This window comes from Bacillus sp. 16GRE42, assembly GCF_019837435.1.
Classification (GTDB): Bacteria; Bacillota; Bacilli; order Bacillales; family Bacillaceae_G; genus Bacillus_A; species Bacillus_A wiedmannii.
The window spans coordinates 770686-791229 of the sequence record NZ_JADAXF010000003.1 but is presented as its reverse complement, the minus strand read 5'-3'; the positions used below and the strand labels follow the sequence as shown (position 1 = coordinate 791229).

Below are 20544 nucleotides of genomic sequence, written 5' to 3'. Positions count from 1 at the left end.
GTCCTGCAGTCCCAGCGCCAATCACAATAATTTTATAATTATCTCTGGTCTTCATTATCCTCTTCCTATCTGAATTTAATTTTTAAGTTAACTAATTATTAGCCTTATTTCATCGTAGTAACAATATTATAAGATAAAAATACTATTATTTTGTCTTATTAAAAAGAATATTCTGTTAACGTTATCCGTCGACATTACTATATGCTTAAATCCCTTATGTTACTTCTTTAATTTGTTTCAAACTCTACAAACTTTACATTTCTCAATATTAGCCTGTATTCTATCTCACTTTAATGACATTACACTTCTATAGATAATGAAATGCAAGTTTCTTTGGTATGGTTTGTCCATCCTCCTTTTCAGGAGATAGACAAAAACAATCTTATTCCAATAGCTATATTACCTATTCTTTTTTGAATCTTTATTATAAATATCTATACATGCATTTGAGAACGTCTTTGTTGTTTTTCCAGTCCCTCAATAATGTGAGCAGTCGGTATATATAATAATTGAGCTGCTGTGTAAACACTTATTATAAAATTACATTATTTACCTACGGTAAGAAAAAAGATGAATATAAGCTTTTTATGCATTATATATTAATGTAGTACTGTAGCCTAGTTTGACCTAGCTTTAACTGAATCCCTTTGTTGTAGATATTTGATTTTATTATTAATAATTACGGTACATGAAATTGTTAAATTGTAATAAAAAAAAGCTCCTCGGATAGGAGCCCATTATATTACAAAACAATTAAGAACTCCCTCTATTAAAAACTCTGCTTAAGCTTTGGGGTGAAAATTGGCAATAACTCATCTAACCCCTATTTGTTACGATAAATAATTGGTTGAAAACCATTCTCCTTCTGCTTATTATTTCAAGCTCTTTAGAGCTTCACTTTCACTATTAAACTCAATTTTTGAGAAAGGGTACTTCTATCGGAGAAAATAATAGAATCTTTTAACTCTGCATGGGAAAATGCATATATTAGTTGGATTGGCATCTATATTCAGCTTGCAAATTAGTCCTTGTGAGCTGTCACCTTTTTATGGAGCACATATGTATTTTGGTTCTTTTTATTTAATTTTATTTACACACTTAAAAGAAACTAGCATATGATATTATATACTAATCCAAAAACCATATAGTCTACTTTCTAAGAGCACTGATTTGTGTTCTTTTTTAGATAACGCTTTTGTTCAATTTTTTGCCACATTTTTAAAACATTTATTTCCCCTTAACAAGCCCTTTTAAAAATAGTTACATATAAACCTTCTAACCATATTGTATTTTTAAGCCTTTGGATTGGTTTAATAGTTATCAAATTGATTATGAAGGGATAAAGCCCAGAGGTGACTTCTATTAGTCCAAACACTTCACATTACTATCACATACACTATAAAATGTTTGGAATTTAATACATTATTAATACTTAGAGTTAGGAGGGTTTAATATGGCAGCATGTGAAGGTTTAGCTTGTGTTATATTCTCTGTATGGCCAGTGGGAACAGTTGTTACAGTTACTACTAGATCGGGTCAAATTATTGGGCCTGCTACTTTTTCGCAATTCATTCCGAATACTTGTGCGGTGGTTTTAGTTGAAGAAGATGTGATTACCCCCTCTTCTACCAATACTATATTTATAAGTTGTGAAGATATTGAAAGTGTTACTTTAGCCACTCCTTAAGATGATTCAGATGGTTCGAGCTTAATCCATATTTAAGACATTCTAATGAATGTCTTTTTTCATGAAAAATCTAATCAACTTACCCCAAAATATACCATTATATTGTTTCAATAAATTGCTTTAATTTCAATTTTTTCTCTTCTAAAGGTTACTTGTCTACACATCGTTCTACAAACTTTCATATGATATAGTATATTGTTTAAAGGAGGGATAAATTTGTTCTTATGCAATTTATTTGGTTGTTCAGGTGGAGTATGTAGTATTTTTAAAAATTTACAACCAGGCGAAGTCGTTACTGTTACTGGTAAATCTGGAAATATTATCGGACCTGCTATTTTTACAAATTTCAATCCTAATACTTGTATCGTCACATTAGAAGAGGAAAATTCAGTTACTCCTCCTACTACAAGTATTACTAAGATCAGTTGTAAAGAAATAGAAAGTGTTACGTTTATCTCATAATATATTTTAAACCTAAAGCAGGGATTGAAATATGAAACTCTTATACATTACTTCTGGTTACTCAAAAATCTATCAATATTTAGATCAAAGCATACAGAGAGCATTTATCGATCAAAATTTTGAATGGTTAGCAGTACAGCCGTGTGAATTACTCGAACAATTGGATTTCATTACGGCAACATTTCATCCTGATATTGTATTCACCTTATTAGGGAATCATCTACCACAAAAAGCAATTCATTATTTTAAAAAAAGGAACATTAAATTAGCTGTCTGGTTAACTGAGGATCCATTTTATATAGATACTTCGCTTCTTCTATTAAATAACTTTGATTTTATATTTACTATTGATAGCGAAGCACTTAAATATTACACAGCTTTAGGATATATCAATGTATATCACTTACCATTAGCAACTAATATAGATGTATTTAAACCTAGTCTAAAAAATCCAAAATATAAAAGTGAAGTTTTGTTCATTGGATATCCTTATCCAATCCGTGTGAAATTGATACAGTTTCTTTTGGAAAAAACCCCTTATCACTATACCATTATTGGTAAGCACTGGAGAAATAAGTTATTAAAAAAATGGAAGAATCACCGAAGAATTAAGATTATAGAAGAATGGATTCCACCTCAAGAAGTTGCTCTCTATTATAATAACGCTAGTCTTATATTAAATCCTCATCGTAGTCATCTATTTCCACAGAATAAAAATAAAAATAGAGTGAAAAATAATACTATTAATAATCGTACCTTTGATATTGCAGCTTGCCAAGGATTTCAAATTATTGAAGAAAAACCTGACCTTTCATCTTTCTTCAATAAAGATGAAATTATATCCTATAACAGCTTTGAAGACTGTTTAAATAAAGTATCTCTTCATTTGAATGATACGATTTTAAAAGAATTAATGGTCGGAAAAATTCATACAAAAATTATTACCCAGCATACTTTTCATGAGAGAATCCATTTTATAACGACTATTTTACAATCACACCTTCATTAAAATAAAAATCCCCTTCTGCATATAGGTGCACAAGGGGATTTTTTCAAATTAATCTATTCGTTCTACAGATAATGTTCATAGATAAATAAGAAGTAACATTATGATGAATTAATCATATATTATTTCCAAGTAAAAAACCCTAATTTACTTCGAGATATCTCACTTTTTCCTTAAAGAGCACTTTTTAAATGTGCTCTTTTTAGGTTTATCAGAATAAAACTAAACATTCCGTCAATAATAAAGATAGGCGAATTTAACCGTCCCTGTAGTTCTTCTCTTTTCTGTATTGAGCAGTTAGCTTTTACTAGCTGCTCCTTTATTTACACATATCGTAAGACTTCGAATACATTATGTTTGAAAGTGCTCTGTTTTATCAAAAGGCGATTCGGCGACGATTGCCTTTTTTATTTCTACAAAATGAAATTTTTATTACATACAATTTCGTATACCATATGCAATCTTGTTTACACTATAAATGTAACTTTAGGTTACACATCTATTACTTGCAGGGCCTAATTTCCTTTTGTTCAACAGGTGGTTAGCTAACTTCGCTGACTGCTTTGTTGTGCCGAATGAATTTTTTATTTCTCAACACCCAACATATGGTATCCATATTCCAATAATAGTAATATAAAGGTACCTTCAGTTATTAAATGTCCCTTTAAAATTTATTCTCTACTAAAATAGCATTTTTGTTATAAATCCCTCTATAAATGCTCTAATTTCCTCAGTATCCAATTAAATCCCACGAAATAGGTGTACCTTTTTTAATATCCTTACTCGCTTTTTTTCCGATAATTTTGGATAAGTGTTTTGGCAATAAACCATTCCCTGGTCTAATAGCTTTAATATTCTCATTTGTAAAGACTTCTCCCGCTTTTATGTTTTCTACTACATATAATGATCTTCTAAATTTTAACGAATCTTTTTCTATATCAGTAGGGCCATAATATACATTCCCCAAAGATTCCCATGCTTTTTCAGTTTCGCTTACTAATAATTTAAATTCAGCTGGTTCCATTGAAAAATCAGCGTCAACTCCTCCATCCGATCTCGAGAGCGTTAAATGTTTCTCAATTACTGTTGCCCCAAAGGCAACACTCGCTACTGATACCCCTACTCCAAGTGTATGATCAGATAAACCTACCTCACACTTAAATAACTCCTTCATATGAGGTATGGTAACTATGTTTGTAGATTTTGGAGATGCAGGATACGTACTTGTACATTTTAATAGAATTAATTCTTTACATCCCTCTTCTCTCGCAGCTCTTACTGCTTCATCTAGTTCAGCAATCGAAGCCATACCTGTCGAAATGATTATTGGTTTTCCTGTTGCTGCTACTTTACGTATGAGGGGAATATCAGTATTTTCAAAAGATGCGATTTTATAACAAGAAACATTTAATGACTCTAGAAAGTCTACAGCTGTTTCATCAAACGGCGTACTAAATGGTACCATCCCTAACTCTATACAGCGATCAAAAATGGGTTTATGCCACTCCCATGGTGTATAAGCTTCTTTATATAAATGATAAAGTGATTTACCTTTCCATAAGCTTTTTGTATCATGAATTAAAAAATCACCATTTTCTATATTTAAAGTCATTGTATCTGGTGTATATGTTTGAATTTTAAATCCTTGTGCCCCAGCCTCCGCAGCTGCCTCTACAATTTGCAACGCCCTATCTAATGATTGATTATGATTCCCTGACATTTCTGCAATAATAAATGGTGGCAAGCTATTGCCAATCTCTCTACCTCTGATATATACATTACTCATCTTTTTCACCTTCAAGTTCTTTTTTTATTGCTTCTTTCCTTTCCGCCCATTGTTCATGAGACAGGGCCATTGTAATAACATCAATATAATCATTATCCCTGTAAATATAGTTTTCATATCTTCCATCTTCTTGGAACCCAAATCTCTGATGGAAATTTAAACTAATACGGTTTGATTCTATTATTTCTGCACACACTTTGTGTATGTCTTTTTTTTCAAAAATATAGTCTAACGCTAATAAACCTAATACCGTTCCAGCACGTTTTACGCTTTGTTTTTCACCTATATAAAATCCCCAATAACAAGTCCGATCCAATTTATCTATTTTTGTAAAATTAACAAATCCAATTGGTTTTTCTTTATATGTTAATAATCTTGCAACTTTTGTATCATCCACTACTAGTTTTTCATACCACTTTAAATGTTCGTCTATTGTTATTTGATGATCTTCATACATAACCGAGCGAATTTCTTTTGTATTCCGCCACTGTAAAATAAGTTCTAAATCTTTCTTTTCTAACCTTTCCAATTGAAAATCCCTAATATTTAACATACTATCCTCCTAAAATAAGTTTTGCTATTTCATTTGAATTACTCGCACACTGTATAGAAAGAGCTTTATTAGACATTTCTTTCACTATTTGATAATCTGATAAAAGTTTGTTTAGACATTTCGTAATTGCTTTATCCGAAACACTTTCAGCTGTACCAATATTCCATGTAGCTCCAACCTTCGCTACAGTCTTGGTTACTTCAATTTGATTTTGGGCAGTTGTAATTGTTATAGAAGGTAATCCAAGAAAGCATCGTTCCCATGTGGTTGTGCCCCCAGCTCCTATCCCTAAATCCGCTCGTATGAGAAACTCTTCCATGTTCTCTATTTGACAATAAAACGAAGCGTTAGAAACACTCTTACAATAAGTTTGAATCTCCTCTTTATGCGGATTTTGGCTTCCTACCACAACGTCTATTTTTAAGTTATCTTTATCTATATTTTGTAAGGCTCTTAACGTTTTTAATGTCTCATTTGTTACATCATGTCCACCAAAAAAAATAAAGATCCTTTCAATTTCTCCTGTCCTTTTTCGTGAAAATTTATTAGCGGCATGAAATTCTGGCCGTAATATAGCATATTTAGGTCCCAGTTTTACTAATGAATGCTCTGGTATTAAATCTTTATAGCGGTCATTAAGGTTATTGTATAAATTTTGGTCTAGTAACAAATCACAGTCGTGCATTCGATTTGCAAGATCATCGATTACCATTATTTTTCTTACATTTTTTCTTAAAGCAGACTCCCACTTATTATCTAATCCATAATGATCAACAATTAACCAATCAAAGTTGGGAAGTTGCGATAAAATATCGTTGGTCTGCTGTGCATCAACAAACCAATGATATTTTAGCCAATTTAAATAACTCCCGTGTTCTGTCCTTAAGAAATTCGTATTCTCACCATCTCCATCTAATACAAACACATGAAATCCCTTATTTAAAATATATTGATGTAAATCACCTTGCAGCTTACGACAAATGAAATATACTTGAGCACCTTTATTCCGTAACTCATGGGCCAATGTTAAACAACGCATAATATGACCGGTACCTATTTCAATAGATGCGTCGGCGCGAAAGGCAATTTTTTTCTCAAGCAAAATACTCCCTCCTCACTAAAAGCACTACAATTTAATAATTTATAATATCGTTTCTCTATTTAGCTCATCTACTAAAGATTGTTGATTTGCCCATTTCAATTTCACATGACTATTAATTTCAATAAGTTCAGGATTTCGAAAGATGTAATCTTTTATTTGATGAAAAAATAATGGTTTAGATTTTACATTCAGACCTTTATAAAGTTCATTGAACAAATCTAAATCTGGTTGTTCATCTAATGTTAACCTCCAAGAAGGATAGCAAAATGATGGAGGGAGTTTTACTATATTGACGCGGAATAAGTGTGGATTATTTATAAAATAAAACGGAAGGTATTCTGCATAGGTTAAAGGTTTTGGGGTTTGTAGTAGTCGTTCGATTGCCTCTAATGTAAAAATATCGCCTGCTGTTCCGACAGGTAACGTACTTAACTCTGCCTGTGTATAATCTGCACCGCTTTTTAAATGTTCATCTAGTAAAAAAGTATTAATTTCTGGTGACACAGCTGGGCAATCCCCTGTAATCCGTATGACTATGTTTGCATTTTCTTGTTTTGCAGCTTGGAACATGCGATCAGCAGTATTTTCTGGATCACCTCTGAAAATCTTAACTTTCCCGTCTAAATTAAATTTTTCCAAAGGGTCATCTTGCGTAATATCTGAAGTAGCAAGTATGATCTGGTGTTTTCCTTGAATAGCTAATGTATTTATAAGACATCGTTCAATGGAAGGAACTCCGTGTATTGGCAATATCGCCTTTAAAGGTAACCTAGTAGATTTTAACCGGCAAAGTACAATTATTACTACCTTTGGAGGCTCAATAACCTCTTTTGTTAATGGGGTACCTGCAGACAAATTATATAGAGCTACCTGAGGTAATAATCCCTCTGCTTCAAGCTCGTTCAGCGCATTTTCTACAACATCTAATTCCATAGTTACTTTATTAGTTGTAATAATCTCTCCTTTTCTAATATCAACTTTTGTAACTGCTCTTAATAATTTTTGGTTTTGCAATTTTAATAACACCCCTTTCATTTAATTTTTAGCAACTCTATAAAACGAAAGAACTTTTCTTACTGCCTTTATTACATCCCACACATCAGCTTCCGTCATTTTAGGAAATAGAGGTAGCGTAATAATTTCCTCATATACGTTTTCTGCTTGTGGACAAATACCTTTTCCATATCCTAACTTTTGATAAAACGGTTGTAAATGTACGGGTATATAGTGCACATTCACACCGATATTTTCTCTTTGTAATGCCTCGTAAATTTCTTTTCGATTACATTTTAATAATTTAGTATTTAAACGAAAAATATAAAGGTGCCAACTTGAATCGGTTTGAGGCAATTGCTTTGGTACTGTGATTTCAGATAAACAACTAAATCCTTTATTATAGATGTCTACATATTTCTTTCGAATCTTAATAAAAGAGTCTAATTTACTTAACTGTGATAAACCAAGAGCAGCTTGTATATCCGTTAATCTGTAGTTGTAACCTAAGAATTGCATTTCATAATACCAAGGCCCATGATTTTCAAGGAGTTTTTGAGGATTCCTTTCAATTCCATGCGTACGGAATTGAACAAGTTTTTCATAAAACAGAGGATTATTTGTGGTAATTACTCCACCCTCTCCGGTAGTAATATGTTTCACCGGATGGAAACTAAACATTGTCATATCACCAATAGAACCAATCTTTTTATTTTTATATGTGGCTCCTAATGCGTGGGCTGCATCTTCAATGATAATCAAATTATTTTTTTTTGCTATTTTTTGTATTGCATCTAACTCTACAGGCTGCCCAGTAAAGTGTACGGGAATGATGGCTTTTGTTTTGTTTGTAATCTTTTCCTCTATTGATTTAGGACTAATGTTATATGTTTCATTGTCAATATCGGCGAAGACCGGCTTTCCACCCTGGTATAAAATACAATTTGCACTTGCTACAAATGTCATTGGAGTTGTAATTACCTCATCTCCCTCAGTTATGCCAGCTGCATAGCAGGCAGCATGCAATGCAGCTGTACCATTTGAAAAAGAAACAGCATATTTTGCTCCCACATATTTCGCAATAGACTTCTCAAACTGTTGAATCGTTGGGCCTGTCGTTAAAAAATCCCCTTTTAATATATCTACAACCGCCTGAATGTCATGTTCATCAATTTGTTGCTGACCATATGGTAAATATGTTTCTCTAACAGGCTTTCCTCCGTGTATAGCAAGAATTTTCTTTACCATCACTTTTTCTCCTTAGGGGCAATTTTTAAAGATTTGATCCACTCTTCTGTTTTAATAACTCCATCTTCTAAAGAAACTTTCGGCTCCCAGTTTAATATTGTTTTTGCCTTTTCATAGTTACATAATAATTTTTGAATTTCACTTTGTGGATGGATATGAGTTATATGATGAATACTTACTTGATTTCCCGAAATCAATTCTGCTAATTTATTAATGGATATATCTTGTCCTGTTCCAGCGTTGATAATATGACCATTTGCTTTTGCAGAGTATCCTGCTGCCACAACAAAATCCGCACAATCTTCAACGTATAAAAGGTCTCTCGTTTGTTTTCCATCCCCATAAATATTTAGTGGTACATTATCTAATTTATTATTTATAAAAATAGCAACGACCCCACCTTCACCACCTGTTTTCTGAAATGGGCCATACGTATTAAATGGGCGAATAACCACTACAGGTAGCTTATAAGCATAATAGTAAGATAAAACCATGTTTTCAGCAGCAATTTTTGATCCAGCATATGGAGAAGCTGGTTTAATCGGATCTAATTCTGATATCCCTTGTATATTAGTAGCTTTATCATAAACCATACAAGTACTCATAAAGACCATTTTGACATGATACTTAAGGCATTGTTCTAACAAATTAAAAGTACCTATTGTATCATTTTCAAAAGTTGTTCTAGCATCATCTATACTATCTTGAACATTAATACTCGCTGCTAAATGATAACAAAGGTCAAATGAATTATTTTCAAATAATTGAGCAATTAACTTTTTATCTTTAATATCTCCTTGAATGCATTGCTTTAAATTTAGATCGTGTGCAAACTCGGTAATATTTACAGTAGTTGAATTTGCTAAGTTGTCTATTATCCATACTTCATGCTTATCCTGCAATAATCTCTTTACAACCCACCTACCAATAAAACCCGCACCACCAGTTACTAATATTTTCATAGTTTATCCCCTCCTGTTAGTAGTTGCTGGTTTAATATTAAATTTCTAAGCTCTTCTTTTGTAATTGCATTTTGATGATCAGAACGGTAAAATCCTGCCTTCGCCCTTTTTGCATTTTCATATTGGGTACCCTTTTTTAATGGGCTAGGAATGATAAACATATCTGGTAATTCAAAAGCCTGTAAAGATTCATCATGTGTCATAAGTTCTTCATACATTTTTTCACCAGGTTTTAACCCAATTTCTTCAATTTTAATATTCTCCTTGGGCAACCCATATAACTTTGTGACTTCTTCTATCATCACTTCACTTAAATGGTTTAATAAAATAACTGGCATTTTTAATATAAAAGTTTCACCACCCTTTGCTATTTTCATCGCTTCAATTGTTAACATAGTAGCTTGGTTCAGTGTCATCATAAATCTACTCATACTAAGGTCCGTTACGGTTATTTTTTGGTTTTGTTTAATTTGATTTTCAAATAAAGGAATGACAGAGCCTCTTGACCCCATAACATTTCCGAAACGAACACTGGCAAATATCGTTTCACTTGAACCTTTTGAATATTCCGCTGACGTAATCAATCTCTCAGCAGTCAATTTTGTTGCACCGTAATTATTTGTTGGTGAAATTGCTTTATCAGAACTTGTAAAAATCACCTTTTTTACTTTCTGAGCAATTGCCGCTTTTATTACATTTTGTGTTCCAAAAATATTGGTCAAAACTGCTTCAAACGGATTATATTCACAAAAAGAAACATGCTTCATTGCGGCCACATGAAACACATAATCAATATTTTCCATCGCACTAAACACTCGATCATAATTGCGAATATCCCCAATTAAATAACGAATATTTTGATTTTCATCCCTGAATTCTTCTTGTAATAAAAATTGATTATATTCACTTCTACTAAAAACCCTTACCACTTTTGGCTTTTCCTGTAGAACTTTAGAAAGAATGCTTTTTCCAATTGTTCCTGTTCCACCAATAATTAAAACGTTTTTACCTTTAAAAAACATAGAAATGTATACCTCCTCTTATAAAGTTACTTTGAGCCAAGAACAATCTCTCCTTAATTCTGGTGTAATTCTATTGGCAAACAATTAAGTGAGAGATAAACTAGCTTTTTGCATATTGAAACATACATTTTTATTACAAATTTATGTTACATATTGTTTATTGAAATCTGAGGATATGATGTTGTTTTAGGAATCCCTTACTTCCAAAAAAATAAGTGATGATAGGCTCAATCTTTTTCACTTTGAATTAAATTTATTAATCTTTTCGTGCATGCTTCTTGCGGATAGTTTTCATTAATAAATTTTCTTCTTAATTCTTTCGCTAGACTTGATTGTGAAGAATCATTTAAAACCTTTTCAACCGTGCTAAGCAAATCCTCAATAGAGTGATTTACAAGCCCATCTAGTGTATCGTAATATTTATAATCTCTATCTTCTAATAGCGATTTATAAACAACTACAGGTATATCTAATAACATTGCTTCTAACCCTACTGTTGAATTTGAGATAACCACAAGATTTGCATGTAAAATAACATCATACATATTTACTTCATTTGTTATATATTTAACATTAGGATATAAGTTACTTAACTTAATGTATTCTCCCACTAGGTTACGTCCTTTTTCCCAAGGATGTGGCTTTATAATAACCGTAATTTTTTTGTCTTTCACTAATTTTTCTGTCAGTTCAGTATAAAATGAAGTTTTAAATGGCTGGGTTGCAATAAAAATCACTTTTGTAGTGGGATCTATTTTTAATGTTTTAAAAAGCTCCTTCTTATCCATATATGTCCTATTGAAGATTTCATCATATCTGGGGTGCCCTAAAATCTCAATTTGAGATTCACTGCCTCCTCTTTGAAGGTACCAATCTTGTTCATATTTTCCATATACGACCTGCTTTGTTGCAAAAACCGGAAAGTATGCCTCTTCTCCCATTATTGCACCATGCTGCAGACAATAACTTGGTATCCCCTCACTTCTAGAAAGAAAAGTAAGAGCTCGACTTGCTATATCTTCCGTAGTACCAACAATCACACCAGAAATATCTTGTTCTTTAAAAATGAAATAGGCCATATTAAGTTTCTCAATCATGATAGGGAGATCACTAATTAATTTTTTTTGAAAAAACATGTTTGAAAATAGTGGGTGCTTATTAAACTTTAAAAAGATTTCTTTAGCTTTTTCTATAAAAACATGTGCATTATTAGAGGCTTTATTTATATAATCTGGTGCACAAATTGTAGGAAGACCATAAAGTTCTGTCTTTTTTGATCTTGTTAATATCTTTGTTTGATTTGGGTTAAAGTGAGTAAAGTTACTTACTGAAAAACGGAGATAATCTGAATTTAGGAGAATTGTTCCATTTCGATTCTTGCTTTTTATTTTTGATTGAAATGAAGACATTATTTTTTCAAACTCTAACTGTAACTGCATTTCCTCTATGGGCTCGATTGACAGTTGCTTATTAAGATTATTTTCTTTCATTTTATTTTTTACATCTGCATCTAAATATTGATAAAAATTACTCAGTAATGGTAAAGGAATATTATAATGCTTTAACTCTGAAAAAACATTTATATACTCTAGATTTAATAACCAGTAATTTTTCAAATAAATATCACTCAATTTTTCACCCTCTTTTTCTTCTTAGGTCTTCTCTTAATTCTTTACATGTTCTTTGTGGTGGTAATAATTGTACAAATTCATTTTTTTCTTCGGCAAATAACTGCGCATGTATTGAATGAGGAGTAATATAATTAATATCTAAAATTTCATCTAAGGGATAAAAATCCCAATAGTGATTTAATCTCCAAAAAAAGCGAGCATCTCCTATCCGATAAAACTGAGGATCTTCATCCCAGTAAGAATTCCACCTTTTTTCAAGAATTGGTAAAACAGAGGCTCTATGCATAATAGAACAATGATCAATTGAACATGGGGCATTATTCGTAATTTTTTTAGCAGGTCTTTCAACCGTTTTAATAGGTAAATCTGATTCATCTACATGAATCGTTTTTGATGCAGAATAAATAATTTGAACCTCTTTATTCTCATCAAGATAACTAGACATCTTTTTAAGGCGTTCTTTTTCATATTGATTATCATCTGTAATATAAGTTATATATTCCCCTTTCGCCTGCTTAAGTGCCTCATTAATTAAAGCCGCATATCTGACTTTTTTTGTGCGTTCAGAAATATGAGCCACATTACTTTTATAAAAATGTACATTTTCCTTATTTATGAATGGTCGAATAACCTTCTGGGTCATTTCATTAGAATCATCATCCATAATAAAAAGTTCAAAATCTTGAAAAGTTTGGTTTAATACACTTAATATTGATTTTTCAACAAACGTAGGCTTATTGTAACTTGTCATTATAACTGAAATTTTAGGCAAATCTCCCTCTCCTCCTTATCAACAAATACAAAAACAGTTACGTTATTATATAAACAAGAAGGACAATCCGTTCCGATAATTTTTAAAAAGATTTATATATCTATTAAAATTTATAGCAGCATGTATTTTTCCACTCCACTATAATCCATACCATATCTATTACAAAGTAATAAACTATTCAAGTATAAATAAGAAAGTATCAATACAGGTTTAATTATTAGATTTCACTAGAAAAACCACATTCAATATTCTCAAAAGAGGTGAAGACTTTGCAACCCCTAATATCAATTATCCTTACTAGCTACAATAAACCAACATTAATTAATCAAGTTATTGAAAGTGTCCTAATGCAAACTTATAAAGAATGGGAACTTTTTATTATGGATGATAACTCCTGTCCGGAAACTATAAATATTATAAAAAATTATTTAGATGATCCTCGAATTAATTATAAAAATAGTATTATACAAGATAATGAGAGATATAAAACCACAAGATATGCAACTCTTATCAATGAGGCACTTCCATTAACCCATGGAGATTATATTTGTTATTTAACGGATGATACTATGTATCTTCCAAATAGATTAGCTGAAATGTTATCTTTCTTAGAAAAACATCCTGAAATAGATGTAGTGTACTCTTCTCAATACGTAAAATATGTTGATTACAACCTACAGCCTATACATGAATTTGTGAGAGAAGCTTCAAAAATTTTATATACAGCTGCAAATGTTGTAGATCACTGTTCAGTTATGCATACTAGAAGAATATTATTACAGGTTTATGAAAAATATTGCGAATATTGGGATACAAACCCTATATATTGGTTTGTTGGAGATGCAATGTTTTGGAAACGCCTAAATACATTCCAACCTTTTTATCCTATTAGCAAAGTGCTCGATATTACTTTTAAGACACCATTTTCTTTCCAAAACCTATATGCTAACCTCCCTTCAAAAGATTTAAATGGTATTTTGTTTAGTAATTCACAAGGTGAAGTATTTTTGATTGATAATTTTAAACGTAGGCTCATTTCAAAAGACATGATTTCCTACTTCAAATATAATCAAAATGAAATTGTCTTAATCCCCGATCCATTCATCTACAAATATACAGAAGGTCCCCCCATAACCCTTGCAGAATCAATTCCAAATTTACGGGTTGTACAAAACGAAAAAAAAGAGTTGTTTTATATAGAAAATAATCAAAAACGTCTTTTCATTAACACGATAGCATTTCGCAAATTTAAATTTACAGCTCAAGAAATTATTAAAGTTTCACAAAATAGTTTAGATCAATTTTCAGATGGACCACCTATTCATCCGAATTTATCCAATCAAACAATCCTCCCTGAAGGAAAAGTATTTATTTATCATAACAATTATTTCATTATGACAAATCACATGCTTCATCCAATAGATAAAGATATATTACAAAAACTTTATTTATTAAAGAACTGTATAGCAATTTCAAAGACCAATTTAGCCCACTTTAAGATTGGTCCTCCTATTTCATCATATCCCTCTCACTTAGCTGAAGAATACCGAGAAGAGTGACAGGGATTTTACAAATAAATATAAAAAGAAGGTTGCCTCAAATATAGCTGAATAGCTACTTGGGTTAACCTCTTTTTATTACATCTATGAATGCTCTAATCACTCTTAGCTTTTGTTAGCCGCTTTTCAACTCAAATTTCTAAAACTAATACACTTTTCCCCATTCTTTATTGTATATTTTAATAAGCATTTCGCCTACTAAAACCTTATTTTTTTGCGGCTATTTATTTGTTTCAATATGATAATTTTTCATCTCATATATGCAATAGATAATGATAGCTAAACTCCAACTGACACCATAGTAATCATGTTTGTAAAAGTCATATCCTGCATTAATACCTTTTTCTATTACAACCAACGTAAATCCTAAAGCCATCCATGTGTTAATTTTCATCTTGATAAACGTTATAGATATAAGTATTAAAAAACAAGATATTTGTAAGACAATTTATTATTTACTCATATTTTTAAATGTATACTGCATTAAACGTTCATTAACACTATACACATAGCGTTAACTATCTTAATTGAATATTAGTAATAGTAAGTATAAACATTATCAATTCACTATATATTACATTTATGTAAAAATAGATGTATGTTAAGCTTTTCAAAATCTTTCCCCTAATAAAGATTTGAAGTAGCATTTCATGGTTCTCCTTACTGTTAATATGCCTTGAAAAAGAACCCTATAGGGTTCTTTTTCTTCTCATTAGATCCTCAGCGAGTCTTTATTTAACATTACAAACAGGACTACCAATTACTTGCAGCCCTGTTTGCACGTTAATATACACTTATATTAAGTACTTACCACTTTATTTTTTAGGAATTAACCCCAACTAAACATGTCATTATCAATTAGATATATAACACTTCAAAATTTAGAAGTGTACAATAACAAATCTTTCCCAGCTTCCAGCTACATAACGTTTAATTCCCTTTTGATTTATAACCAACAGCTTCAGACTTTAGCGTTTTATTTGTGCTACTTCGTTTTTTTTGGGGAAAGAATCCTACAATTAATAACGCCAACATCCATGCCAGTATGAGCATTATATTTATTCTATTGCTTGCACTTAAACTTAAAGTGCTCCACATGTAGGTGCGACAAAACAAGTACAGAGCAATACTAAAAAGTAGAAGTGTTCTAACTCCAACTCTAATGTAAGTTTTTTTCTCGTGTTTCAAAATAAAAGCTCTTTTCCTCTGTTTAAATCTAATTACAAATAGTAGCAAGTATATACCAAGTACTGCCCCAATAACGACGGATATAATAGCATTTATTTTTCTTTGCTCTTCGAAGGCAAAATAACTTTCGAGGAACTTCCCCAGTCTCGTGTTTTATCCATTCATGGTAAATGTCCTGTCTTACATCTTTACCATTCTCACCATTCGTGAAAATGACTAATCCATCCTTTGGTAGCCATAAAAGGAATGCCACCCCCGATTATCACCAGAATGGTACATCATTTTCCATTGATTAGATAACTTACTCTCAAATATACCTAAACCATTCTCACCTAATACCGGATTTTGCATTTCCTCCACACGTTCACTTTTGATGACACCATACCCCTTACCTTTATGATCAGTAGTTTCCATGCTTGCCAGTATGAAAGTCATCATATCCGTAACATTTGTTCTGAGACCTGCAGCAGCCTGTTCGGTATATTGATAATTCGGGATTTCTTGGCCAAAGTATCCGTAAGCTTTCGAAAGATTTGAATTATCCGGGGTTTGTCGGAATGAGTTAGATTTCATTCCTAATGGTTCCATAATTTGTTTACCCATGTAACGTTCAAAGGGAATTCCTATCACCTCTTCAATAACAAGCTGCAAAATCGTATAGCCAATCCCGGAGTATATCGCTTCTGAACCTGGCTTTTTAATTATCTCAACAGAATCACTATTCCTGCATTTCCCAGACAGTGATTCTTCAATAGCATTGAGCGGTTCCCCAGGTACCACTCCTAAATACCCTTTATGTGTGGACAATCCTGCCGTATGGCTTAATAACCTTCTTATCGTGACTTCATTATTATCAAACTTCGAATTTTGTAATTTCCATTTACTTAGATAGTTGCCCACCGGTTCATCTAATGATAGAAGCCCTTCGTCTACAAGATGTAGAACTCCCCAAGCAGTAAGACTTTTGGACACCGAACCTGCCTGAAATAAAGTATAATCATTCACTTCTTTTCTCTTATTTTTATCTGCATAACCATAATTTAGTGTATAAGCAATACGCCCATTGTTTACAACTCCTATCACAACCCCTGGTACATCATAATCCTGCTGCCATTTAGGTACTTGCTCATCCATCTTTTTCTTAAAGTTTTCTATGCTCCTATCAGCTAAAATTTTCGATTGTGCCCTTACTACTTTCGTGGAAGTCAATTCACTCATAATGAATATAAATATGCATACAGCATTTTTAAAAAAACTAGATGTTCTTTTACTTTTTCATAATATTCTATTCTTTATACAGATTATTTTATTCAAACATCCAATTCTATCGATTTTCATTACATAACCTTACAAATTTGTAATAAAAATCAATCCCGTACATTTTTCAGGCTATTCACTTTCCAATATCAGTAGATACTAGTACTTATTCTTGTGGGACATTACGACCATAAAAAAGAGTACCCCGTGTCAGTTCGCTTTTTCTAAGAAGATATTCTATTTATATTCACTCGATAGTTAATTGAAATAAAACATTCAAAAAACCATTAACTATCTCTCAATAGCTTGAATGAATGGGAAACAGTTAATAATGTGAGTTTTTTACAAGTTACATTAAAAAATATAGCTGTTGATGAAAACAAGAGTATATATAATAGAGAGAGTATTTTCATTTCACTTTTATATAAATAAAAGCCAAATAGCCGTTCATAATGAACTGCTATTTAGCATCTTACTAATAATTTGAATATTCTTCATGTTAATCTATTTTGTTTAATCCCGTAGAAGTAACTTGATAGGTTCTTTTTTTGCCTATATATTCTTGTTTATTATTCTCAAGGTTAATAAGTGTAGCGCGTGTCTTTTCCTTTACTGCTTCCCCTTCTATATGGGTAAACTCAATGTAATCTCCCACTTTTACGGGCACGGCTTGGCTTTCAGCAGTTTGTTGTCTATTTCCCACTATTTCCTTATTGTACAAAACACTACCGGATGAATTCTGTACTTTAATACTTGCATACGTATTATTAAAGTAAGAATGTGGTACACCTGCTTCTAAATTCACCTGCATTTTCTCTGTTGCCCTATTATAATCTACTTTTGCGATTTCCCTATCACTATATCCCTTTAAAGACCAACCAAATTGATTTCCGTCTAAAACCGTTGTTTCTGGCATTTTTTCTACTTTCTTCATGCCTTCTTTTGTAACTTCATACATTGCTTTTTTTCCAAAGCTTTCTTGTTTACTGTTATCTACATTTGTTAAAGTAGCTCTATGCACACCTTCTAGATGTGTTAACTCAATATAATCCCCTACTTTAACTGGAACTTTTTGCGATTCAGCATTTTGTTGTTTGTTTCCATAAATGTCTTTCTTGTATACTACTTTGCCTGATGCATTTTGTACTTTAATACTCGCATATGTTTCATTAAAATAGTGATGTGGTACGCCTGCTTTTAAGTCCATTTGCATTTCTTCTGTCGACTTATTGAAATTGATTTTAGCAAACTCAAAATCACTTATTCCTTTTAGTGACCATGCAAATTGATTCCCATCTAAAATTGTTGATTCTGGCATTTTTTCTACTTTCTTCATGCCTTCTTTTGTAACTTCATACATTGCTTTTTTTCCAAAGCTTTCTTGTTTACTGTTATCTACATTTGTTAAAGTAGCTCTATGCACACCTTCTAGATGTGTTAACTCAATATAATCCCCTACTTTAACTGGAACTTTTTGCGATTCAGCATTTTGTTGTTTGTTTCCATAAATGTCTTTCTTGTATACTACTTTGCCTGATGCATTTTGTACTTTAATACTCGCATATGTTTCATTAAAATAGTGATGCGGTACGCCTGCTTTTAAGTCCACTTGCATTTCTTCTGACGACTTATTGAAATTGATTTTAGCAAACTCGAAATCACTAATTCCTTTCATTGACCACGCAAACTGTCTTCCTTCTAAAATATTATTTGCATTAGGCACATTTGGTTTAATCGGATTAGAATCAGTACCCTTCCAAATCTCTGCTGTTAAAATTGGATATCCTAATGCAGCCACTTTTTGAATGGTATCATTATTTGGACGTAATCCCCACTTCTCAAAGAAAGGCATCAAATTTTGTTTGGCTACTTTTGATGCTGAGATCATAAATAATTGTTTTTTATTTTCATCTGTTTGTGGAAGTTCATCAGAAGGCATATCTCTATACAATTGATGCAGTTTAGGATAGAAGTCTTCTCCATATGCTAATTGTAGTTGCCAAAGCATAACAAGCTTAACAAAAGCATCACTAATTTCATCATAATTTTTATTAGATTGTTCTAAGTATTGAAATGCCTTAGTATAAGCACCCTCTTGTTGCAATCTAAAAGGTTGATTAGATGTAAATGCTTTTTCTACAGAAAGGCTGTAAATATTATTTTGTACTTCTGTCATATTATAAAACTTCCAAGGTGATTGCTGTCTCAAATGCCCTGCCTCATGCCATGGACCCCAACCATCTTTTATAAATTTATTAATATCTAACACGTATTGGATTGCGTCTCCCACATATGCGGTTCGATAAGAAGTTGCATACATATAATAATCAGGAGAATGATTTTCTTCTACGTAATGAATATAATGTTTATCTGCTTGTTCTTCAGATAATCCAGCTACTTTGTCTTGAATTCGAGTAGCTTCATCCATCTTTTTTAAGAGTTGTACAGGATCTGTATTAGAACCTAACAAATATTTCTTAACACGTGCCGGGCTGGCCGTAATTAATACACGTTCTCCTTTTAACTCCACCGCATGTGCATTTGGATATTGGTCCAGCATGTTTATTAAATCTTGTTTCGTATGTTTGCCTAGTTCAAAGAAAGGAGTAGTCGCTCCACCCGTTGTGATTGTTGTTCGAATAGTGCCACCTTGTTGTTTATTATAAAAATAAATCATCCCCCCATTTGGAGATTGAATCGTGTTTATACCAGGTTTTAATGTAAATGATTTTATTTTAGAATCTTCTCTCCAAGAAGCATCATACGAATACGTTCCAATGTATGCTTGAATATTTTGATTTCCTTCTACATTAATCGTTATTTGTTCATTTGGCTTTGCATATAAACCAGTGGGTTCATATGGACTAAATGCCATACTTTTTCTTTCCTGTTGTTTCAGTACCTCAACATCCCCTTTTCCTGGGACTGTATATGTTCTGTTTTCTGATTTAACTGACTTTCCCTCTTGCAGTAATGTCGATATTTTTTTTTGCTGCTTTGTTTCCTCTGCAATGATATCTGTTGTAGAAATCATTGCAGTTGCAAGCATAGTTACTGTAGCGGTGGCTGCAAGTATTTTTCTAGTTTTATATTTTGAGTTATTCCCCATATTATCTCCCTCATTTTCCCTTAGTACATGTAAGGACTATTATTTTATTTATCATGTTTTTACATCAAAAACTATTTACGCTATTTATGTTGTATCTAATACTCTATTTTTTCTCATAATAGTCTCCTTTTCTTTATTTCTAATTGTTTATAAATGTTATTTGATGACACATAAAATAACAACTTTACAATAAACTCATCAATAACA

At 31.9% G+C, this 20544-nt stretch carries 14 protein-coding genes and 2 pseudogenes; 4 read left to right on the top strand and 12 right to left on the bottom strand.

Annotation, left to right across the window (positions count from 1 at the left end):
• Positions 1-1453 precede the first annotated feature (1453 nt).
• The 3 genes from ILS93_RS20430 (at position 1454) to ILS93_RS20420 (ending at position 3158) form a co-directional block, all read left to right on the top strand.
• Positions 1454-1687, top strand: a complete 234-nt coding sequence (locus ILS93_RS20430; protein WP_064475270.1) for a hypothetical protein — start codon at positions 1454-1456, stop codon at positions 1685-1687.
• A gap of 216 nt (positions 1688-1903) precedes the next feature.
• Complete coding sequence (locus tag ILS93_RS20425) at positions 1904-2149, top strand: hypothetical protein (protein ID WP_000477970.1); 246 nt, start codon at positions 1904-1906, stop codon at positions 2147-2149.
• A gap of 31 nt (positions 2150-2180) precedes the next feature.
• A complete protein-coding gene (locus ILS93_RS20420; protein ID WP_064475269.1) occupies positions 2181-3158 on the top strand; it encodes a CgeB family protein in 978 nt (325 codons plus the stop codon).
• Between the two features lie 727 nt (positions 3159-3885).
• Here ILS93_RS20420 and pseI read toward each other — a convergent pair.
• From pseI to ILS93_RS20375, 9 genes are all read right to left on the bottom strand, one after another.
• Positions 3886-4941, bottom strand: coding sequence for a pseudaminic acid synthase (gene pseI, locus ILS93_RS20415; RefSeq protein ID WP_064475268.1), 1056 nt, complete (start codon positions 4939-4941; stop codon positions 3886-3888).
• Complete coding sequence (gene pseH / locus ILS93_RS20410; RefSeq protein ID WP_064475267.1) at positions 4934-5494, bottom strand: UDP-4-amino-4,6-dideoxy-N-acetyl-beta-L-altrosamine N-acetyltransferase; 561 nt, start codon at positions 5492-5494, stop codon at positions 4934-4936. Before pseH ends, pseI begins: the two co-directional genes overlap by 8 nt.
• 1 nt (position 5495) lies before the next feature.
• Positions 5496-6596: a UDP-2,4-diacetamido-2,4,6-trideoxy-beta-L-altropyranose hydrolase gene (pseG, locus tag ILS93_RS20405; protein WP_222655326.1), complete on the bottom strand. Its 1101-nt coding sequence runs from the start codon at positions 6594-6596 to the stop codon at positions 5496-5498.
• A 39-nt stretch (positions 6597-6635) separates the two neighbouring features.
• The gene (locus ILS93_RS20400) at positions 6636-7631 is read right to left on the bottom strand and encodes a cytidylyltransferase domain-containing protein (protein WP_064475265.1); all 996 of its coding nucleotides are present in this window, start codon (positions 7629-7631) and stop codon (positions 6636-6638) included.
• Positions 7632-8837 (bottom strand): UDP-4-amino-4,6-dideoxy-N-acetyl-beta-L-altrosamine transaminase, encoded by a 1206-nt coding sequence (gene pseC, locus ILS93_RS20395; RefSeq protein ID WP_064475264.1) that lies wholly within the window; start codon positions 8835-8837, stop codon positions 7632-7634.
• Positions 8837-9799, bottom strand: a complete 963-nt coding sequence (locus tag ILS93_RS20390; RefSeq protein ID WP_064475263.1) for an NAD-dependent epimerase/dehydratase family protein — start codon at positions 9797-9799, stop codon at positions 8837-8839. Before ILS93_RS20390 ends, pseC begins: the two co-directional genes overlap by 1 nt.
• Positions 9796-10821, bottom strand: coding sequence for an SDR family NAD(P)-dependent oxidoreductase (locus ILS93_RS20385; RefSeq protein WP_064475262.1), 1026 nt, complete (start codon positions 10819-10821; stop codon positions 9796-9798). Before ILS93_RS20385 ends, ILS93_RS20390 begins: the two co-directional genes overlap by 4 nt.
• Before the next feature lie 227 nt (positions 10822-11048).
• A complete protein-coding gene (locus tag ILS93_RS20380; protein WP_098101938.1) occupies positions 11049-12452 on the bottom strand; it encodes a CDP-glycerol glycerophosphotransferase family protein in 1404 nt (467 codons plus the stop codon).
• A gap of 4 nt (positions 12453-12456) precedes the next feature.
• On the bottom strand, positions 12457-13224 hold the full coding sequence (locus ILS93_RS20375) for a glycosyltransferase family 2 protein (protein WP_001124411.1): 768 nt from the start codon (positions 13222-13224) through the stop codon (positions 12457-12459).
• Positions 13225-13493: 269 nt separating this feature from the next.
• Here ILS93_RS20375 and ILS93_RS20370 point away from each other — a divergent pair, with 269 nt between their 5' ends.
• On the top strand, positions 13494-14783 hold the full coding sequence (locus tag ILS93_RS20370; protein WP_064475259.1) for a glycosyltransferase family 2 protein: 1290 nt from the start codon (positions 13494-13496) through the stop codon (positions 14781-14783).
• A 220-nt stretch (positions 14784-15003) separates the two neighbouring features.
• Here ILS93_RS20370 and ILS93_RS28745 read toward each other — a convergent pair.
• From ILS93_RS28745 to ILS93_RS20360, 3 genes and pseudogenes are all read right to left on the bottom strand, one after another.
• Positions 15004-15238: pseudogene (locus ILS93_RS28745) on the bottom strand (hypothetical protein); the annotation flags it as partial.
• A gap of 475 nt (positions 15239-15713) precedes the next feature.
• Positions 15714-17189, bottom strand: a pseudogene (locus ILS93_RS20365) (serine hydrolase).
• A 538-nt stretch (positions 17190-17727) separates the two neighbouring features.
• The gene (locus tag ILS93_RS20360; protein WP_222661171.1) at positions 17728-20337 is read right to left on the bottom strand and encodes a putative mucin/carbohydrate-binding domain-containing protein; all 2610 of its coding nucleotides are present in this window, start codon (positions 20335-20337) and stop codon (positions 17728-17730) included.
• Positions 20338-20544 lie beyond the last annotated feature (207 nt).